Annotated in this window: 14 protein-coding genes; 9 read left to right on the forward strand and 5 right to left on the reverse strand. The window is 40.3% G+C overall.

Features of this window, described 5'->3' with window-relative positions; all coding sequences use genetic code 11:
• Nucleotides 1–3 precede the first annotated feature (3 nt).
• Together L6C30_RS05115 and ndhC are read right to left on the reverse strand one after the other, a co-directional pair.
• Nucleotides 4–681, reverse strand: a complete 678-nt coding sequence (locus tag L6C30_RS05115; protein WP_236162518.1) for an NADH-quinone oxidoreductase subunit B family protein — start codon at nucleotides 679–681, stop codon at nucleotides 4–6.
• A gap of 6 nt (nucleotides 682–687) precedes the next feature.
• Nucleotides 688–1233 carry an NADH-quinone oxidoreductase subunit A gene (gene ndhC / locus L6C30_RS05120; RefSeq protein ID WP_004975445.1) on the reverse strand — a complete coding sequence of 182 codons (546 nt, stop codon included), beginning with the start codon at nucleotides 1231–1233 and terminating at the stop codon, nucleotides 688–690.
• Nucleotides 1234–1672: 439 nt separating this feature from the next.
• Here ndhC and L6C30_RS05125 point away from each other — a divergent pair, with 439 nt between their 5' ends.
• Complete coding sequence (locus L6C30_RS05125; RefSeq protein WP_236162517.1) at nucleotides 1673–2029, forward strand: hypothetical protein; 357 nt, start codon at nucleotides 1673–1675, stop codon at nucleotides 2027–2029.
• A gap of 124 nt (nucleotides 2030–2153) precedes the next feature.
• Here the strand turns inward: L6C30_RS05125 and L6C30_RS05130 are convergent, their stop codons facing one another.
• Both L6C30_RS05130 and prpF read right to left on the reverse strand, forming a co-directional pair.
• Nucleotides 2154–3089, reverse strand: coding sequence for a polyprenyl synthetase family protein (locus L6C30_RS05130; RefSeq protein ID WP_374706585.1), 936 nt, complete (start codon nucleotides 3087–3089; stop codon nucleotides 2154–2156).
• A 156-nt stretch (nucleotides 3090–3245) separates the two neighbouring features.
• Nucleotides 3246–4436 carry a 2-methylaconitate cis-trans isomerase PrpF gene (gene prpF, locus L6C30_RS05135; protein ID WP_236162516.1) on the reverse strand — a complete coding sequence of 397 codons (1191 nt, stop codon included), beginning with the start codon at nucleotides 4434–4436 and terminating at the stop codon, nucleotides 3246–3248.
• Nucleotides 4437–4758: 322 nt separating this feature from the next.
• On the opposite strand from prpF, the gene L6C30_RS05140 reads away from it, so the two are divergent.
• The 6 genes from L6C30_RS05140 to L6C30_RS05165 all read left to right on the forward strand — a co-directional run bounded on the left by L6C30_RS05140 (nucleotide 4759) and on the right by L6C30_RS05165 (nucleotide 13448).
• Nucleotides 4759–6114 carry an amino acid permease gene (locus L6C30_RS05140; protein WP_230245648.1) on the forward strand — a complete coding sequence of 452 codons (1356 nt, stop codon included), beginning with the start codon at nucleotides 4759–4761 and terminating at the stop codon, nucleotides 6112–6114.
• Between the two features lie 263 nt (nucleotides 6115–6377).
• Complete coding sequence (locus L6C30_RS05145; protein ID WP_236162515.1) at nucleotides 6378–7496, forward strand: ABC transporter ATP-binding protein; 1119 nt, start codon at nucleotides 6378–6380, stop codon at nucleotides 7494–7496.
• Between the two features lie 35 nt (nucleotides 7497–7531).
• Nucleotides 7532–8548, forward strand: coding sequence for an extracellular solute-binding protein (locus L6C30_RS05150; RefSeq protein ID WP_004975434.1), 1017 nt, complete (start codon nucleotides 7532–7534; stop codon nucleotides 8546–8548).
• An 87-nt stretch (nucleotides 8549–8635) separates the two neighbouring features.
• Complete coding sequence (locus tag L6C30_RS05155) at nucleotides 8636–10258, forward strand: iron ABC transporter permease (protein WP_236162514.1); 1623 nt, start codon at nucleotides 8636–8638, stop codon at nucleotides 10256–10258.
• Nucleotides 10259–10613: 355 nt separating this feature from the next.
• A complete protein-coding gene (locus L6C30_RS05160) occupies nucleotides 10614–11918 on the forward strand; it encodes an OmpP1/FadL family transporter (RefSeq protein ID WP_236162513.1) in 1305 nt (434 codons plus the stop codon).
• A 309-nt stretch (nucleotides 11919–12227) separates the two neighbouring features.
• A complete protein-coding gene (locus tag L6C30_RS05165; RefSeq protein WP_236162512.1) occupies nucleotides 12228–13448 on the forward strand; it encodes an OmpP1/FadL family transporter in 1221 nt (406 codons plus the stop codon).
• A 74-nt stretch (nucleotides 13449–13522) separates the two neighbouring features.
• Here the strand turns inward: L6C30_RS05165 and thrH are convergent, their stop codons facing one another.
• Nucleotides 13523–14140: a bifunctional phosphoserine phosphatase/homoserine phosphotransferase ThrH gene (gene thrH / locus L6C30_RS05170; RefSeq protein WP_070155104.1), complete on the reverse strand. Its 618-nt coding sequence runs from the start codon at nucleotides 14138–14140 to the stop codon at nucleotides 13523–13525.
• Between the two features lie 193 nt (nucleotides 14141–14333).
• Here thrH and L6C30_RS05175 point away from each other — a divergent pair, with 193 nt between their 5' ends.
• Nucleotides 14334–15065, forward strand: a complete 732-nt coding sequence (locus L6C30_RS05175; protein WP_070155088.1) for a phosphoadenylyl-sulfate reductase — start codon at nucleotides 14334–14336, stop codon at nucleotides 15063–15065.
• Nucleotides 15066–15256: 191 nt separating this feature from the next.
• Entirely contained in the window at nucleotides 15257–16636 is a 1380-nt protein-coding gene (locus tag L6C30_RS05180) for a wax ester/triacylglycerol synthase family O-acyltransferase (protein ID WP_070155090.1), read from the forward strand.
• Nucleotide 16637: the final 1 nt, after the last annotated feature.

The following is a 16637-nucleotide window of genomic DNA, read 5'->3' on the forward strand; positions in this document are numbered from 1 at the left end:
AAATTATTTAATTTCATCCATAGAGCGTAAGTTTTTCACCGCAATACGCTGTGCATTCTTACGGTCACGTTCTGGCATCATCTTCAGCTTATACACTGGCTTAAGATCATCACCAATCACCGCAGACAACGGACGACGCTCTAATTGAATTTGGTCTTGTAATAACATTAATGCTTGAATTAATGCTTCAGGACGTGGTGGGCAACCTGGAATGTACACATCCACAGGAATGATTTTATCCACACCTTGTACAACTGAATAAATGTCGTACATACCACCTGAGTTTGCGCATGCGCCCATTGAGATAACCCATTTAGGCTCAAGCATTTGCTCATACAAACGCTGAATTACAGGTGCCATTTTTACGAAACACGTACCTGCAACAATCATTAAGTCTGCCTGACGCGGTGAAGCACGAATAACCTCTGCACCAAAACGTGACAAGTCATGCACACCTGTTAAGGTGGTTGCATACTCAACATAGCAGCACGATGTGCCAAAGTTAAACGGCCAAACTGAGTTCTTACGTCCCCAGTTTACTGCTGTATGTGCCAAGTCCTCTAAACGAGTCATGAACACATTTTTATTCACTTCTTCTTCAAGCGGATCGGTTACGATCTGACGCTCTTGAAGTGGATATTGATCAGCATCGGGATTCGCACGGGTTAAGGTATATTTCATCCCGAGTTACTCCTTGTCAGATGAGGTAGTCGCAGATTTTTTTACACGACCAGAGGATTGAGCTGGAATTTGACCGGTAGGGTCCGTTACCAATTCTTCAATTGAGTTAAAGCGTGTGATTTCTGCAAGATCCATATTTGGCGAACCAATTTTAGGTTTAATCCCTGCTGCTTTACGCTTATCAGATGGAGCCCAGTTCAGCGCACCAGTTGATAATTCATAAATCAAGCCAACGAGTAAAACTAAAATAAATACAGCAGCCGTTGCAAAGCCCACCCAACCTACTTCACGAACAGAAGCTGCCCATGCGTATAGATAAAGTGCTTCTAAGTCGAAAACAACGAAGAAAATTGCAACCAAATAGAACTTTGCAGATAAGCGGATACGTGCTCCACCAGCACCTACAACACCCGACTCAAACTGCTCTTGCTTCGCACGCCCCCATGATTTACCCCCAAGGAGTAAAGGAACAGTCAGCATAAAGACGCATAAAAATGTAACGCCGATCACGAAGGCAATAATTGCCCATTCGTATGGAGTAATGGCACTCATGCGGGGATAACTCCTGGCAGGCCTATTTATTAACAAAGAATGTATGTATTGGCCTTCAAATACACCAAACACAAAATTAATCACGCCAATTGTACCTGATTTATGATTTCACTTGCTAGTTCATAAGTCTTAGTCTTTCGGATGATTTTTTATTCAAATACTTGATATTTTAGAATTCCACTACTCCGCCGGGCTCTTAATCGCTTTAATAAATAGATAAATCAGTTGTGATTATTTTTTCCATACCACCAATTGAGCGCTTCGTTGCAAAATTTTTAAATTTATGTAGAGATCATCGCAACTTCAGGTTTCAGCTTAGTTTAAGCCACACAAAAGTTTGTGTATTTTTTGCAACTTAAGCCCTGAGTTTCTTTAATTTTTCGCCCAGAGTGTGCTATTCCTAGTATGCATTAAAATTTGAATAATAAGGAGTAAACACATGAGCTTAGACTATACCCACAAACCAAATTACTTTATGTTTGCGCAATTATTTATTCGTCATTTGCAAAATTATTTTGAAAAGCATCCTGATGCACAAAATGCAATTTTTGACCTGCGTGATATTTACGAATTATTTCGCCAAGACAAAGCATCTGCCACCATTAATTTAGACGGCATTATGAATATTGCAGATGAATACCGCATTGAAACCTTACAGGGCGATCAAAAATTAATTAGCCGTTATGCGATTGATCCACAAAACAATTCTTTGTTGGTCGATTTTAATCGTGAAGCTTTAGACAGCTTAAAACAAGGCAAAGCAATTTTGCCACCTGATGCAACGCTGCAAGAATAAAGCTGTATAGAAACTGCATTAAAGTGTGTCGCTTAAAACAGCTAACACTTTCATAAAGCACAAAAAAGCGAGCATCTGCTCGCTTTTGAGTACCGGGAGCCATAAGCCCCTTATTTAAAATAATTTAGCTTTTACGTGACAATAAAAACTCTGAAATCTGCTGTAACTCTAAGACGTTGTCGTTTTTAAAATATGCTAGTGCTGCAAAGGCTTGATCGTGTAATTCTTGTGCATAAGCTTGTGCTTTTTCTAAGCCCATAAGTGCAGGATAAGTCGATTTTTCAACTTCTTGATCTTTCCCTGCAGTTTTACCCAATACTTCTGTATCAGAAATAATATCTAAAATATCGTCTTGTACCTGAAAGGCTAAACCAATCGCCTGCGCATATTCACGTAATTGCGGAATCGCTTTATCACGTCCATCAAACACTGTCACCGCTGCCATCATCACGGCTGCAGAAATTAACGCACCTGTTTTATTACGGTGGATATTTTCCAAAGTCGCCTGATCCACCTGTTTACCTTCAGACTGCAAATCCAAAACCTGACCACACACCATTTTTGAAGAAGCAGTGGCTAAAATTTGCATCTGTTTGAGCACAATGCCTTGATCTACCGCAGCAGACTGATCAAACAATCGACTGCCTAAGATTTCAAATGCCATCGACTGTAATATATCACCTGCCAACAGTGCTGTATCTTCACCAAACGCTGCATGACATGTCGGTTGCCCACGACGCAATAAGTCATTATCCATACATGGCAAATCATCATGAGCCAATGAGTAGCAATGAATGAGTTCAATCGCAACCGCAGCACGGCGTACCGCAGCAGGGTTTTGATTCGGTCTTAATGCTGCAGTGGCATAACACAAGGCAGGACGAACACGTTTTCCACCCAACATGACTGCATGATGCACAGCAGATTTTAACGGTTCTGGCAATGCAAAAGCCTCTAAAGCGGTAAGCAAGTCTGGCTGAATACGTTGTTGGGCTGCGGTTAATGCATGCGCCTGTAAATCGTGAAGTGATGACACATTCGCCTCGAGTTGTTGGTTCATGTCTGATAAGCAGTAAGCTACCTGTGTAGCTGCATTGTACCTATAATTCAAAGTTTTTTAAGCCTTAACTGAACTGATATACCATTCCAGCCATAAAAAAGCCCCTATCGAGATTGAGGCTGTATTTAGTTAGCTATTATTTGCTCAAAGCAAAACTTATTCTAATGTTTCCGCAGGTACACGCACCCAGCCTTCCATCAAGACACGTGCACTACGGCTCATTACCGCTTTTTTTACTTGCCACTGTCCATTTTCCTGCACGGCTTGCGCACCCACACGAAGCGTACCTGATGGATGTCCAAAACGTACAGCTTCACGCTCGCCCCCGCCTGCAGCCAAGTTGACCAATGTTCCCGGAATAGCTGCGGCTGTACCAATCGCGACTGCTGCAGTGCCCATCATGGCATGGTGTAATTTGCCCATCGACAATGCACGGACCAACAAATCAGTGTCTTCAGCCTGAATCTGTTTGCCACTTGAAGATACATAACTTTTTGGGGCAGAAACAAAGGCAATTTTTGGCGTATGTTGACGTTTTTCAGCTTCAGCAATTTCCTGAATCAACCCCATTTGTTTAGCCCCATAAGCGCGAATAGTTTCAAAACGAGCCAATGCTTGCGCATCACCATTGATTGCATCTTGCAGTTCTGTGCCTGTATAGCCAATTTCTTCTGCATTGAGGAAAATTGTGGGAATACCCGCGTTAATAAAAGTCGCTTGGAATGTTCCAATATCTGGCACACGCAAAGTATCCACTACATTTCCAGTGGGGAACATTGCCCCACCTTCTTCACCATCATCGGCAGGGTCTAAAAATTCAATTTGTACTTCTGCGGCAGGAAAAGTCACGCCATCCAACTCAAAATCACCCGTTTCTTGCACCTGACCATTCATCATTGGCACATGCGCGATTATGGTTTTTTCAATATTTTTTTGCCAAATGCGTACGGTACAAATACCGTTTTCTGGAATTTTACTGGCATCGACCAAGCTGTTGCTGATTGCAAACGCCCCGACTGCAGCTGTTAAGTTACCGCAGTTACCACTCCAATCTACAAATGGCTGATCAATCGAAACTTGTCCAAACAAATAATCAACATCGTGATCGGGTTGAGTACTTTTGCCTAAAATCACGGTTTTACTGGTACTCGAGCTCGCACCACCCATTCCGTCAATTTGCTTGGCGTAGGGGTCTGGACTGCCAATTACACGCAACAAAATTTGATCTCGAATTTTGCCTGGCTGCTGCGCTGCTTCAGGTAAATCGTCAAGTTTAAAAAATACGCCTTTACTGGTACCGCCACGCATATATGTTGCTGGAATTTTAACTTGTGGTGCAAAACGCATGAATTTTATTCCCTTGTTTTCTGATTGTTTTAGCCATATAAAAAAGACTTTTTGCATCATAACGGTTTTTATTCAAAAGGTATCGCTGTCTTGACTTAAGTATAAAAAAACAACATTTGGTAAATTTCAACCTAACCAGTCATCTTGATTTATATGGTAAAAATAAAATTAATATATTGATTCACTTATTTTTTATACAAATAAAAACGATAAAGTATTTTAATATTTATCATAAATTTATTTCATTATTGTCTAGCTACTAGGCTAATGAAATTTGATCTATTACAATCTTGTCACTTTTTCCTTTGTCGGGCTGAATACTTTGAACAACGAGTCTTCACAACTTCAGCGTGGCTTAAAGAACCGCCATATTCAATTGATTGCCATGGGTGGCGCAATTGGTACAGGCTTATTCTTAGGTTCCGCGCAGGTCATCCAATCTGCTGGCCCCTCTATTATTTTGGGTTATGCCATTGGTGGTCTTATTGCATTTTTAATTATGCGCCAATTGGGGGAAATGATTGTTCATGAGCCCGTTGCAGGATCATTCAGTCACTTTGCCTATAAATATGCAGGTAAATTCCCCGGCTTTTTAGCAGGTTGGAATTACTGGATTTTGTATATTTTGGTGGCAATGGCAGAACTCACCGCAGTTGCCAAATATATTAACTATTGGTGGCCGCATATTCCTGCTTGGACTTCTGCACTGTTTTTTTTCATTGTAATTACCATTATTAACTTGGGCAATGTAAAGTTCTACGGTGAATCAGAGTTCTGGCTAGCAATCATTAAAGTCGCAGCTGTGGTTTCGATGATTGTCTTTGGTTTGTATCTCTTACTTTCTGCAGATGCCAATTCAACCGCATCATTCAGCAACCTTTGGACGCATGGTGGCTTCTTCCCGAATGGCTTTGAAGGTCTGTTCTTTATGTTGGCATTCCTCATGTTTGCCTTTGGCGGCATTGAGTTAATTGGTATGGCAGCCGCAGAAGCGCAAGATCCTGAAAAAACCATTCCTAAAGCCATTAACCAAGTGGTGTTCCGTATTCTGGTTTTCTATATCGGTTCACTCACCATTCTATTATCTTTAGTGCCTTGGAATCAGTTAGATTTAGGCGGGTTAGATAAAAGTCCATTCGTGATGATCTTTAGTCAAATGGGCATTGAATGGGCAGCACACTTACTGAATTTCGTGATTTTGACTGCGGCACTTTCTGTATATAACAGTGGGATGTATGCCAACAGCCGTATGCTGTTTGGTTTAGCCAAACAAGGCAACGCACCAAAGATTTTCCTGAAAGTGAATAAACAAGGTGTGCCAATTCCAGCAGTATTATTCTCTGCAGTATTAATTTTCGGCTGTGTATTATTGAACTACTTTGTTCCTGAAGAAGCTTTAAGCCACCTCATGTATATTGTCGTGGGTGCATTGGTTTTAAACTGGGCGATGATCAGTTTGACTCACCTCAAATTTACTAGCACACTGAAAAAATTAGCGATTCCAACCAAGTTCCCTGCGCTATGGTCACCATTGAGCAACTATTTGGTTTTAGCGTTTATTGCAGTGGTACTTTATATTATGTGGACTCAAGGCTTTAAAGAATCAGTCATTATGATTCCTGTGTGGGTGGTCTTGATGTACATTTTATTTAAAGTGCTTAATGCGAAAAAACCTTAATTTGTACAGCATATATTTCTAAAAACTAAAAAGTTATTGCTTCGGCAGTAACTTTTTTGCTTTTAAGTGCAACATCCTCTTTCGCCCCCTAAATAAAGCATTGCATGTAAAATAATTTAAATTCCAACCTATTCTTTTCAGTTGATATTTCAACTTTTCTGTCGCAAAAGCTACATCATTTACATTCCAAATGATAAAAAGACTCTACATGAGAAGAATTCTTAGTTATCATTTGAGCACAAAATTTGTCGTGTGAATGAACTATGAATGCGTACGCTGCTCAACCTGCCAAAGTCTTGACGATTCAACAGCTCAGTAAAAAGTTTGGCTCGCGTTTTGCAGTGCAACAAGCAACATGGTCGGCAATGAGTGGACAAATTGTATGTTTATTAGGTCATTCAGGCTGTGGCAAAACCACGATGCTGCGTCTGATTGCAGGTTTGGAAACACCTAGCAGCGGCACAATTCAACTAGAACAGAATACCTTGTGGAGTGAACATGCGCAGATTCCTGCAGAAGCTCGCCATATTGGTTTAGTCTTTCAAGATTACGCACTTTTTCCGCATTTAAGTGTGTTAGATAATGTTATCTTTGGCTTAAAGAAACTTCCCAAAGCGCAGCGGGAAACTATTGCCAAACAAGCTTTAGCGCATGTTTCCATGTTGCATCATCAAGACAGCTATCCATATACACTTTCAGGCGGCGAACAACAACGCGTTGCCTTAGCACGTGCCTTAGCACCAGAACCACAAGTCTTGTTAATGGATGAACCTTTTTCAAATTTGGATCATCGCCTGCGTGATCAAATTCGTCAAAACACCATTCAACTGCTCAAACAAACTGAAACGACTACGGTTATCGTGACACATGACCCAGAAGAAGCACTGCAAATTGCCGATCAAATTATTTTGATGCATCAGGGGCAGATTATTCAAATTGGTTCACCGAAACAACTTTATTTACAACCGAAAACCTTGTTTGCTGCACGTTATTTTTCTTCGTTGAATGAAATTCCAACGCGCATCAAGCAGCAAGAAATTCACACTGTATTTGGCAAGATAGATTTACCAGAACATACCACCGCTCAAGATTCACTGGTCTGCTGCTTCCGCCCGCATCAATTACGTATCAGCCAAACACCAAGTGAAAATGCGTTGCCAGCAAGCATTGTGTCATCCAGTTTTATGGGGCATGCGCAACAACTGCATCTAAAACTACGCGATCATGATCTCACGCTTTTAGCACAAGTGAACCACCTTCAAGATATTCAACCTACTGATCAGGTCTATGTTTCTGTCGATTTAAACAGCTGTTATTACTTGGCTTCTGATGAGCAATCAGCCACCACACCACCTTCTACTCAGGCCGCGATTCAGGTTTAGATTTTCAATTTAAATTTTTTAATTAGGAATACTGTATGAAACCATTGTCGAAACTATCATTGCTTGTTACAGGTTTACTTGCATTTGGTGCAAGTGTCGCACAAGCAGCGGAAGTCAATTTATACACCACACGTGAACCTGTGCTCATTCAAACTTTATTGACTGAATTTACCCAAAAAACTGGGGTAAAAGTAAATACGGTTTTTATTAAAGATGGTTTATTAGAACGTGTGAAAGCAGAAGGCCGTCGCTCGCCTGCTGACGTGATGTTGACTGTAGATTTTGGGAATTTGGTTGATTTGGTTGAAAGTGGTCTAACTCAGCGCGTGAGTTCTAAAACCTTAAATAGTGCAATTCCTGCCAATTTACGTGCTGCCAATGGTCATTGGTATGCCTTGTCGATGCGTGCACGTGCCGTCTATGCCTCTAAAGACCGTACACCGCTTAATGCGATTACTTATGAAGATTTAGCCAATCCAAAATGGAAAAATAAAATCTGTATTCGCTCAGGCAACCATCCATATAACACTGCTTTAATTGCGGCTTATATCGCTCATCATGGTGAAAAACAAGCCGAAACTTGGTTGCGTGGTGTGAAAGCCAATTTAGCTCGCCCAGCTAGCGGTGGTGACCGTGATGTAGCACGTGATATTTTAGGTAAGATTTGTGATATTGGCGTTGCCAACACCTATTATGTCGGCACGATGCGTACAGGTGATGCGGAACAAAAGCGCTGGGGCAATGCGATTAATGTCGTGTTACCACGTTTTAAAAATGGTGGAACGCATGTAAACGTATCGGGTGCAGTGGTTTCTAAACATGCACCAAACCGTAAAGAAGCTGTACAACTGCTCGAGTTTTTAGCTTCAGATCATGCGCAAGCCATCTACGCACAAAACGGCTTTGAATACCCTGTCAAACCTGGAGTGAAAATTGACCCGATTATCGCTAGTTTTGGCAAACTGAATATTGATTCAATTCGTTTAAGCGATATTGCACGTCACCGCAAAGCCGCCAACTTATTGGTCGATAAAGTCCAGTTTAACCGCTAAAATTTTCTGCTTTTGTCTTACAGTGCAGCGCTTTGCACTGTAAGATGCTCAACTGATCCCTCCCCCTTATTTAGTACCTCTATTGCAATGCTTAAAAATAAATTTAATTTTTTATTTTCGCTCAGTGGGTTATTGACGCTACTCGCCTGTTTACCTGTGCTCGCTTTAATTTGGACAGCATTACAAGGTGATAGCGAAATTTGGGGGCATTTGCTGCGTTATGTAATTCCACACACGTTGGCAGAAACAGGGATTTTATTGTTGGGCGTAGGGATTCTCACCATCCTGATTGGTACAGGCAGCGCATGGATTGTAACAGCGTATCAATTCCGAGGTCGTGCATTTTTAGATTGGGCCTTACTGCTGCCTTTAGCCGTACCAACTTATATTATTGCATATAGTTATATCGACATTTTGCACCCCATTGGGCCTGTGCAAAGTATCCTGCGGGATGGGTTCAATTTAGAATTACAACAGTTTTGGTTTCCTAATATTCGTAACGTTTGGGGCGGCATCTTCTTGCTTAGCTTTGTGCTGTATCCGTATGTTTATTTAAGCACACGTGCAATGTTTCTGATGCAATCAGCCAGTTTAATTGAGGTTGCACGTACATTAGGATTAAAACCCGATCAAGTGTTTTTACGTGTTGCAATTCCACTGGCACGTCCTGCGATTGCTGTGGGTACTAGTCTGGTTTTAATGGAAACCATTAATGATATTGGTGCAACAGAATTTTTAGGCATTAAAACCTTAACTTTGTCGATTTATTCAACCTGGACCAATCAGTCCGATTTAGCCAGCGCCGCACAAATTGCCATTTTCATGTTGATGATTATTACCTTATTGGTCTTGGTAGAGCGTTTAGGTCGGCGTAAACAGCGTTATATGAACTCGGCTCAACGCAGCCGTTTAATGCCTGCACAATCGGTCAAAGGGCTTAAAGCGCTTGTGTTACTAGGCTTGGGCTTAATTCCTGTTTGTATTGGCTTTTTAATTCCCACCAGTCACTTACTTGTAGAATCTTATAAACGCATTCAATATGCAGGCTTTTCAGATTTCCTATTACAAGCCTCAATCAACACACTAATCCTTGCCAGTCTTGCAACTGTGGTAACTATTTTGATTGGTTTCTTTATTGTCAGTGCGGCACGTTTTAGCAAACACAGCTGGTTTAGCCGCATTGCCAGTTTAGGCTATGCCATTCCAGGAACCGTTTTAGCGATTGGTCTCATGTTGGCTTTGGGCAAAATTGATCATGCCATTGCCGACTTTTTAGAATTTAAGTTAGGGATACACACAGGTTTATTATTTCTCGGTACTAGTTTTACCCTCATTTATGCTTACGCTGTGCGTTTTTTAGCTATTTCGGTGGGCGGCATTGAGTCTGGCTATAACCGTATTCATGGTGTTTTTGATGATGCTGCACGCAATTTAGGGCAAAACAACTTTGCACTGTTGTGGCGTGTACACCTGCCATTATTACGCCCTGCTATTATTTCTGCAGCTTTATTAATTTTTGTAGATTGCATGAAAGAGCTACCTGCCACTTTGTTGCTCCGTCCTTTAAATATGGAAACACTCGCTACCCAGCTATATGCAGAAGCGTCTAGAGGCACTTATGAAGATGGCGCAGTAGCAGCTTTATTAATTGTATTGGTTGGGCTGATTCCTGTCATTCTTTTGGCAAAGCTTGGAAAAACCACACGTTAATGCACCCCATTTTGTTGCAAGTTATGCCTTGCAACAAAATGAGTTTTGATAAAAAGTATTTTTTTTAACCAATTAAAAACATTTAAACAAGAGATTGGTTTTTATATTTTATTCTTTAGTTTCAATCACTAACAAGCCAAAATCCCACACTAATTAGAACAAATACTCTATTCAGCGTGTTTTTTTTACTGATTAGTTTTTTCTAGAGCATTTACTCTTATTTTAATTGTGATATTTTTGTCACATGGAGTAACAAATGGTCTCGGTTTGCACAAGTCGAAATCATCCTAAATGAAAGCTTAAAGCATCAACAAAAACTGTCATAAAAGACTTTATAGCCCAAAGGAAATGTATAATGAAATTAAAAGCACTAAGCACAGCAATGATTTTAGCAACTGTACCAATGACAGGTGCTTTTGCTGCTGCAATGGATCGTTCTGGTCAATCTATGGCTGCGTTCTTACAACCGGGTAATTACTTTGAAGCAGGTATTTCTGTATTGGATGCATCTGTATCTGGTAAAGTTAAAAATGGTTATACGCCATCACCATCAGTTCCCGCATCAATAGTGGGACTACAAAATACAAACTTAAGCGATATGGCTGATGATTATTATTTCCCAGCAGCAGCTTTAAAACTCCAATTAACTGACCAATTTTCTTTTGGTTTAATTTACGACCAACCATTTGGCGCTGATGTTACTTATTCAACTGGCGACACAGGTTCAGCAGCTTTACGTGGCGCAGGTTTATTCCATGACGGAAATGAATCAACATCAGCAGAAGTAGATACACAAAATATTAGCGTTATTCTAGGTTTTCAACCTACTGAAAATTGGAACTTCTATGGTGGTGGAGTCTATCAAACAGTAAAAGGTAATGTCCAATTACGTGGTTACGCTTACAGTGGAACAAATAATTTTGGTGGTTACAACGCAAATATTGGTGAAGACTCAGCAGTTGGTTGGTTAGCAGGTTTTGCATACCAAATTCCAGAAATTGCTTTAAAAGCATCTGTAACATATCGCTCAGAAATTAAACATGAGTTAACTGTTGACGAAAGCTCTATTGCTGCATTGGGAACAAATCCAGGTACAGTAATCAATATGAACAATGGTCTTGGCGAAACTGAGATTACCACACCTCAATCTATTAATTTAGATTTACAAACAGGTATCATGGCTAATACCGTAGCATTCGCAAATGTACGCTGGGTTAATTGGAAAGATTTTTCAATCCGTCCATACGCGTTCGGTAAAGGCGCAGAAGCTGCATCAACAGCATTAACTGGTGGTGCTTACACGAAAGGCTTTAACTTACTCGACTATTCTGATGATCAAATTTCTGCAACAGTAGGTGTAGGTCGTAAATTCAGTGAACAATGGGCTGGTAATGTATCTGTAGGTTACGACACAGGTGCAGGTAACCCTGTATCAACATTTGGCCCTACTGAAGGCTACTGGAACGTAGGCTTAGGTTTACAATTTAGCCCTGCTCCAAACTACTTTATTGCAGGTGGCGTGAAATACTTTATGTTGGGTGATGCTACAGCACATTCTGGTTCATATTCTGTTCCTGGCAATGCTCAAAATGCTCAAGTTGCAGAATTTGAAGACAATGATGCATGGGCATACGGTTTAAAAATTGGTTACCGCTTCTAATCTATTGCTTTTCAAAGGAGCCACCCTTCAGGGTGGCTTTTTTTTCAACTAAAACTCCCATTTTTTATACGAGTGTTAACTAAATGTTCAAATTTAAAACACTTAAACTCATATTTACCCAAACATTACCCTAAAAAATTATTTAATAGAATTCATTTACTTAAGACTTTAAAATAGTACTTTTACTCTAATCAACTGCTATTTATAACTTATTCAGTTCATTTATTCTGCGAAGTTGAGCATTTACTCTTTTTTTTAATATGTTACCTTTCCTGCACTTTTTGTTACATAAAGCATCAGGGAACGACCATGAAGCTCAATAAAATCTATTCAGCTATTTTACTTAGCACTCTCCCACTTACACCTGCGCTTGCTGCTGGTTTAGACCGTTCTGGTCAGTCTATTGCTGCATTTTTACAACCGGGTAATTATGCAGAAGCAGGTATTTCAATTTTAGATCCAAATGTATCTGGTCAAGACAAAGATAAACACCAAGCAGATGACATGGCAGGTGATTATTACTTCCCACACGCTGCATTAAAAGTTCAAGCAACTGACAAAGTTTCGATTGGTTTAATTTACGATCAGCCTTTTGGCGCCGATGCTGAATATTTTGGCAACAATAATTTTGTTGAAAGTAGACCTGTACCATTTCAAGGCAGTACTTCTGTTGTGGTTGATACCCAAAATTTAAACCTGTTAGTGGGTTATCAACCTAATGAAAATTGGAATCTATATGCAGGTGCTGTATATCAGACAGTAGATGGTACTGTTATTTTACGCGGTACTGCATATTCAGCCTTTAATGGTTATGATTTTAAAACAGGTGAAGATGAGTCTGTGGGTTGGTTAGCGGGTGTTGCGTATCAAATCCCTGAAATCGCACTTAAAGCTTCTGTTACTTACCGATCTGAAATTGAGCATGAAATGACTGCTTATGAAAACTTTGGTGCAATAGGATTTACCCAAATCCCTACACTAGATGCAACTATGACGCAAATTAGTTCTACTACAGGTAAAACACAACTAACAACACCACAATCTGTCAATCTAGATTTCCAAACGGGAATTATGGCGAACACCGTTGCATTTGTAAACCTTCGCTGGGTGGACTGGTCAAATTTTAAAGTACAACCATACAAATTTGGCAAGCTTACTCAAATATTAGGCCAAGCTGGTTATGTACCCACCAAACCTAATGGATTTAACCTTATTGACTATAAAGATGACCAAATTTCTGCAACTGTTGGTGTAGGACGTAAGTTCAATGATCATTGGGGTGGTAATGTATCTGTAGGCTGGGATTCTGGTGCCGGCAACCCTGTTACGACCTTAGGTCCAACTGAGGGCTACTGGAGTGTAGGTACAGGTGTTCGCTACTCACCTACCGAAAATTATTTCATTGGTGCAGGATTTAAATACTTCTGGTTAGGTGATGCTGATGCCGTCACAGGTGCACATACGGAAGCAGGCAAGTTTGAAAATAATTATGCAGTTGCATATGGATTAAGTATTGGCTACCGCTTCTAAATCAATACACAGTTAAAACCGCATAAAAAAACAAAGGGCATCAAATGATGCCCTTTATTGTATTCAGCTTCAGATTAAGCAGGAATATCACGTACCGAAGCACCACGAATTGCTTCTTTTAATGCTGCATAACCATGAATTGCAGGGAATTGTGGGAATTCTGCAATCACATTTTCAGGTGCATCAAATAAAAAACCTTTGTCCGCTTCACCCAACATCGTTGTATCGTTATATGAATCACCTGCAGCAATCACACGGAAATTCAAACCGTGTAAGGCTTTAACAGCTTGACGTTTTTGGTCTGGTTGACGCAATTTATACGCGGTAATCATGCCATTTTCATCTGTTTCTAATTTATGACAGAAAATGGTTGGCCAACCCAACTGCTTCATCAACGGATGTGCAAACTCGTAGAACGTGTCTGAAAGAATAATCAATTGGAAGTGTGTGCTCACCCACTCTACAAACTCTTTCGCGCCAGGAAATGGCCCCATATCCGCAATCACCGCTTGAATATCATTTAAGCCCAAGCCATGCTGTTTTAGAATATTTAAACGCTGAGTCATCAACACATCGTAGTCTGGAATATCACGTGTAGTTGCTTCTAGTTCTTTAATTCCAGTTTTTTTAGCAAAGTTAATCCAAATTTCTGGAACTAACACACCTTCAAGATCAAGACATACGATTTCCATGGGTTCTCCCAAAATACCAATAAAAATTTTCACTATCATAGCCGAAGATTCGGTTTTTGCCTTGTTCTTTTTTAAATCTATTTAGTTCATAAGCATTTATTTTTTAGTGATAATAGAGTTTTGACAATTCTATTAAAATAAGTGCTTAATTCAGTAAGATTAGCTTCTCCAAGCCGAATGCTAGGAACATATTATGACCACCATTCCAACTATAGATATCGTTGATGCACTCGCAACCGAATATGCTGACAAATCGCCTAGCGAAATTTTAAAACTTGCTTTGAACCAGCAGGGTGAAGTTGCAATTTCTTTTTCTGGTGCAGAGGATGTGGTACTGATTGATATGGCGTCTAATTTAGGTTTGCCATTTCGTGTATTTAGTTTAGATACAGGACGTTTGCATCCTGAAACCTATCAATTTTTAGAAACTGTACGCAAATATTATAATATTGAGATCGAAATTTGCTTTCCTGAAACCGAAGCAGTCCAACAATTAGTACAAGAAAAAGGTTTGTTTAGCTTTTTTGAAGATGGACATCAGGAATGTTGCGGAATTCGCAAAGTTCAACCTTTACGAAAAAAACTGGCAACTTTAGATGGCTGGATTACAGGACAACGTAAAGACCAAAGCCCGGGTACACGCCAAGATATTCCAGTGGTACAAGCCGATGCAGGTTTTGCTGGTCCAAATAAACAACTAATTAAATACAATCCACTGGCAAACTGGTCAAGCAGTGACGTGTGGAACTACATTCGCATGATGGAAATCCCATACAATCGTTTGCATGAAAAAGGTTTTATTTCAATTGGCTGTGAACCTTGCACCCGCCCTGTGCTCCCAAACCAACATGAACGCGAAGGTCGTTGGTGGTGGGAAGAAGCAACGCACAAAGAATGTGGTCTGCATGCAGGAAATCTCAAATAATCTCCACCCTATTACCCTATTAAGGTCAATAAAAATCACCCACCTACTGTGATTTTTATTGACGGATGATGGCGCAAAAACCACTATATTTGTTTGATAAAAAAGATATACTGAAATTAAATCTTATATAACTCTAAAAAGCCCGTTCAGCAAAGAACAGGCGTAGAAATTGCAGTGAGGCAATCCACAATATGCGACCATTACACCCTATTGATTTTATTTTCCTGTCACTCGAAAAACGTCAACAGCCCATGCATGTGGGTGGATTATTCCTATTCCAAATTCCGGAACATGCGCCAGACACATTTATTCAAGACTTGGTTGCCGATATTCGCAATTCAAAGTCAATGCCTATTGCACCATTTAACAATAAGCTCAATGGTCTATTTTGGGATGAAGATGAAGAATTCGATCTCGATCATCACTTCCGTCATATCGCCTTGCCAAAGCCAGGCCGTATTCGTGAATTATTAACTTATATTTCACAAGAACACAGCTCGTTGATTGATCGCGCCAAACCACTCTGGACTTGCCATATTATTGAAGGTATTGAAGATAATCGTTTTGCGATGTTCTTTAAAATTCATCATGCCATGGTAGATGGTATTGCTGGCATGCGTTTGGTGGAAAAATCCCTTTCGCACGACGAAAATGCAAAAAGAATTGTACCACCTTGGTGTGTAGAAGGCCCACGTGCTAAACGTCTAAAAGAACCGAAAGTCAGCCGTTTAAAGAAAATTTTTGGTGGACTTAAAGGTCAGTTTGAAGCAACCCCTCGCGCAGTTTATGAAGTATCACAAACTGTTGCCAAAGATATGGGACGTAACCCTGATTATGTCTCCAGCTTCCAAGCACCAAGCACCATCTTAAACCAACGTGTGAGCGCCTCACGTCGTTTTGCCGCTCAATCTTTTGAGTTTGCACGTTTGCACCGTATTGCCAAAGCTTTAGGCGTAACCATTAATGATGTGGTGCTGGCAATTTGCTCAGGCGCATTACGTGAGTATTTACTCAGCCAATATGCCTTACCTAAAAAACCGCTCATTGCGATGGTGCCTGCCTCTATTCGTGATGACGATTCTGAAGTATCCAATCGAATCACCATGATTTTAGCCAACTTAGGTACACACAAAGAAGATCCGCTTGAGCGTTTAAGAATTGTGCGCCGCAGTGTGCAAAATTCTAAGCAGCGTTTTAAGCGCATGAATCCTAATCAGATTATGAACTATAGTGCTTTTGTTTACGGCGCTGCAGGTTTAAATATTTTGTCAGGTATTATGCCAAAGCGTCAGGCCTTTAACTTGGTGATTTCTAATGTACCTGGTCCGCGTGAACCTTTGTATTGGAATGGTGCAAAACTAGATGCGCTTTATCCTGCTTCAATTGTGTTAGATGGGCAAGCTTTAAACATTACCATGACTAGCTATTTAGACAAATTGGAAGTTGGTTTAACCGCTTGTCGTCAAGCCTTACCCAAAATGCAAAACTTATTGCAGCACTTGGAAGATGAAATTCAGCGTTTTGAACAGATTATTGATGCACCTGAAGGGGTCAATAAAATCGTGGATTGAT

Source organism: Acinetobacter sp. KAM396, from assembly GCF_021602765.1.
Taxonomy (GTDB): Bacteria; Pseudomonadota; Gammaproteobacteria; order Pseudomonadales; family Moraxellaceae; genus Acinetobacter; species Acinetobacter towneri_A.